Below are 3,655 nucleotides of genomic sequence, written 5' to 3' on the forward strand. Positions count from 1 at the left end.
GGCCCCTGCGCTCGGGGTGCGCGGCGGGGCGGTCATCGTCGATCACCGGCTCCAACCGGGCTCCGATGTGGTGGCTGAAAAGGCGGCGGAGCAGTGTCGCGAGCTGGGTCTGGACCCCGTCGAGGTGGTGGCCGTCACGGTGCCGCGTGACGGCTCCGGACCCGAGGCCGCCGCCCGCACGGCCCGGTATGCCGCACTCGATGAGGCCGCAGACCGGCTCGGCGCCACGGCGATCCTGCTGGGACACACCCGCGACGACCAGGCCGAGCAGGTGCTGCTCGGGTTGCTGCGGGGGTCCGGGGCGCGCGCGTTGGCCGGGATGCCGCCAACCCGCGGACGGTACGTGCGCCCGTTTCTGGAGCTCCCGCGCTCCGTCACGCTGGAGGCGTGTGACGCGTGGGGCGTGACGCCGTGGCGGGACCCGCACAACGACGATCCGAACTATGCCCGGGTGCGGGCGCGGCGGGCGTTGGTGGTGTTGACCGAAGAGTTGGGGGCGGATCCGCGGGTGGCGCTGGCGCGGTCGGCGGCGCAGTTGCGTGCCGACGCCGATTATCTCGATGCCGAAGCCGCCGCCGCCCTCTCCCGGTTCGAGGTAATGGCGACCGCTGGAGCGGTCCCCAATACCTCGAACCGCGGGGAGGTGGGCACGGTGCCGGTGGGTGACCTGGCCGCGCTGCCCACGGCGATCCGCACCCGGGTGTGGCGATCGCTGCTCCTGACCCACGGCGCTCCGGCCGGGCAACTCGCTCACACTCATATCGCCGCGTGCGACCGCTTGCTGACGCAGTGGACCGGGCAGGGGCCGATCCATGTGCCCGGGCCGCTGCAGGTGCGACGCTCCGCCGGGCGCATCGAGATCGCCGCACTCCGCTGAGTCTGACGGGTCGGGTGTCCAACGACCGGGTGTCTCGGGTTGAATGGGGATGCCCCTCGCTCCCACAGCATGAAGGAGTCCGCATGGACGCCACCCACATGGGTCAGGACATCGAGAAGGTCCTGCTCACCGACGCTCAGATCCAGGAGCGGCTGGCCGAGTTGGGCGTGGAGGTGTGGGAGTACTACCGGGACAAGGACGTGCTGCTCGTCGGCGTCCTCAAGGGCGCGGTCATGGTCATGGCCGACTTCATGCGCCACCTGCCCGGCTCCGTGCCGATGGACTGGATGGCCGTGTCGTCGTACGGGTCGGGCACGAAGTCCTCGGGTGTCGTGCGCATTCTCAAGGACCTCGACACCGACATCACCGACCGGCACGTGCTCATCGTCGAGGACGTCATCGACTCCGGTCTGACCCTGAGCTGGATCCGCTCGAACCTCGAATCGCGCAGCCCGGCGTCGGTCGAGATCTTCTCGCTGCTCCGCAAGCCCGAGGCGGCCAAGGTCGAGATCGAGAGCCGCTGGGTCGGCTTCGACATCCCCGACGAGTTCGTCGTCGGCTACGGCCTCGACTATGACGAGCGTTACCGCAACCTGCGAGACGTCGTCACGCTGGCGCCGCACGTCTACAGTTGATTCTCAGGGGACCGTGAGCGACCGCTCCCGCGAACGGTCGGGCGCAGCCCTCGGAACACAGGTGGGTGTCCGTGCGTTGCCCACCCATACGCTGCCGGCGCTGTCCGAGGTGCTTGGTAGCGTGAGACACCATGCCCGGCCGCGCACCAGTGGCCGTCATCACCAGACGCAGCAGGAGGATCGGGAACCCCCGAGAACCACATGAAACCCAAGAGCTTCCTCCGGTCACCCCTGTTGTGGCTTCTCATCCTCGTGGTCATCGGTGTGTTCGCCTTTCAGGCCAGCAACACCAGTGACTACGCGCGCGTCGACACCTCCGCAGCCAAAGAACTGATTCAGAGCGGCAAGGTCCAGAAGGCCGAGTTCACCAGCGACAACGTCCTCAACCTCGAACTCAAGGACGGGCAGACCTACACCGGCGGCGACGCCAAGAACGCGACCAAGGTGCGCACCGAGTATGTCGACGCGCGCGCCGGTGAACTGGTCGCGCTCGTCGACGAGAAGGTGCCCGACAACGTCAACGACACCATCGTGCGCCAGAGCGTCTTCGGGTCGCTCCTGCTCTCGATCCTGCCGCTGCTGCTGCTCGTCGGTCTCTTCTGGTTCATGTTGAGCAACATGCAGGGCGGCGGCGGCCGCGTCATGCAGTTCGGCAAGTCCCGCGCCAAGCTCGCCTCCAAGGACACCCCGAAGGTGACGTTCGCCGACGTCGCCGGGGTCGACGAGGCCATCGAGGAGCTCCAGGAGATCAAGGAGTTCCTCTCCGAGCCGGCCAAGTTCCTCGCCGTCGGCGCGAAGATCCCCAAGGGCGTCCTGCTCTACGGCCCGCCCGGAACCGGCAAGACGCTCATCGCCCGCGCCGTCGCGGGTGAGGCCGGTGTGCCGTTCTACTCGATCTCCGGTTCTGACTTCGTCGAGATGTTCGTCGGTGTCGGTGCCTCCCGCGTGCGTGACCTGTTCGAGCAGGCCAAGGCCAACGCGCCGGCCATCATCTTCGTCGACGAGATCGACGCCGTCGGTCGCCACCGTGGCGCCGGCCTGGGCGGCGGTCACGACGAGCGCGAGCAGACCCTCAACCAGTTGCTCGTCGAGATGGACGGCTTCGACGTCAAGACCAACGTCATCCTCATCGCGGCGACGAACCGCCCCGACATCCTCGACCCCGCGCTGCTCCGCCCGGGCCGTTTCGACCGCCAGATCGCGGTTGAGTCGCCCGACATGATCGGCCGGCACCACATCCTCCAGGTGCATGCGGCCGGCAAGCCGATGGCGCCCGGTGTCGACCTGCTCGCCGTTGCTCGCCGCACTCCGGGCATGACCGGTGCCGACCTGGCCAACGTGCTCAACGAGGCCGCGCTGCTCACCGCGCGCAGCGACAAGCAGCTCATCGACGACTCCACGCTCGACGAGGCCATCGACCGCGTGCTCGCCGGCCCGCAGAAGCGCACCCGCATCATGAGCGCCAAGGAGCGCAAGATCACCGCGTACCACGAGGGCGGCCACGCCCTGGTGGCCGCGGCGATGAACCACACCGACCCGGTGACCAAGGTGACGATCCTGCCGCGCGGTCGCGCACTCGGCTACACGATGGTCATGCCGCTGGACGACAAGTACTCGACCACCCGCAACGAGTTGCTCGACCAGCTCGCCTATGCCCTGGGCGGCCGCGTCGCGGAGGAGATGATCTTCCACGACCCCACGACCGGAGCGTCGAACGACATCGACAAGGCGACCAACGTCGCCCGCAAGATGGTCACCGAGTACGGCATGAGCGAGCGCGTCGGCGCGGTGAAGCTGGGCCAGGCCCAGGGCGAGGTCTTCCTCGGCCGCGACTACGGCCACCAGCGCGACTACTCCGAGAGTGTCGCCGGCGTCATCGACGACGAGATCCGCAAGCTCATCGAGTCGGCGCACGACGAGGCGTGGCACGCGCTCAACGACAACCGTCACGTGCTCGACCGCCTCGTGCTCGAGCTGCTCGAGCACGAGACGCTCAACGCCAAGGAGATCGCCGAGGTCTTCAAGGATGTGCGCAAGCGCCCGCTGCGTCCGACCTGGGTCAGCAGCGAGGACCGTCCGCTCTCCGACCAGCCGCCGGTGCTCACCCCGGCCGAGCACGCCGCGCTCAACCCGCAGCCGTCCG

The 3,655-nt window shown here is 68.5% G+C and carries 3 protein-coding genes; all 3 read left to right on the forward strand.

Going from position 1 to position 3,655, the window contains the following annotated elements:
* A partial coding sequence (gene tilS, locus KD1_RS14870; RefSeq protein ID WP_068403221.1) for a tRNA lysidine(34) synthetase TilS occupies positions 1–877 on the forward strand: 877 nt, incomplete at its 5' end.
* Between the two features lie 83 nt (positions 878–960).
* Entirely contained in the window at positions 961–1,512 is a 552-nt protein-coding gene (gene hpt / locus KD1_RS14875; protein ID WP_068403223.1) for a hypoxanthine phosphoribosyltransferase, read from the forward strand.
* A gap of 201 nt (positions 1,513–1,713) precedes the next feature.
* A partial coding sequence (gene ftsH, locus KD1_RS14880) for an ATP-dependent zinc metalloprotease FtsH (protein ID WP_068403225.1) occupies positions 1,714–3,655 on the forward strand: 1,942 nt, incomplete at its 3' end.

The sequence above is a fragment of the Kribbia dieselivorans NBRC 106261 genome (genome assembly GCF_001552435.1).
GTDB lineage: Bacteria > Actinomycetota > Actinomycetes > Actinomycetales > Dermatophilaceae > Kribbia > Kribbia dieselivorans.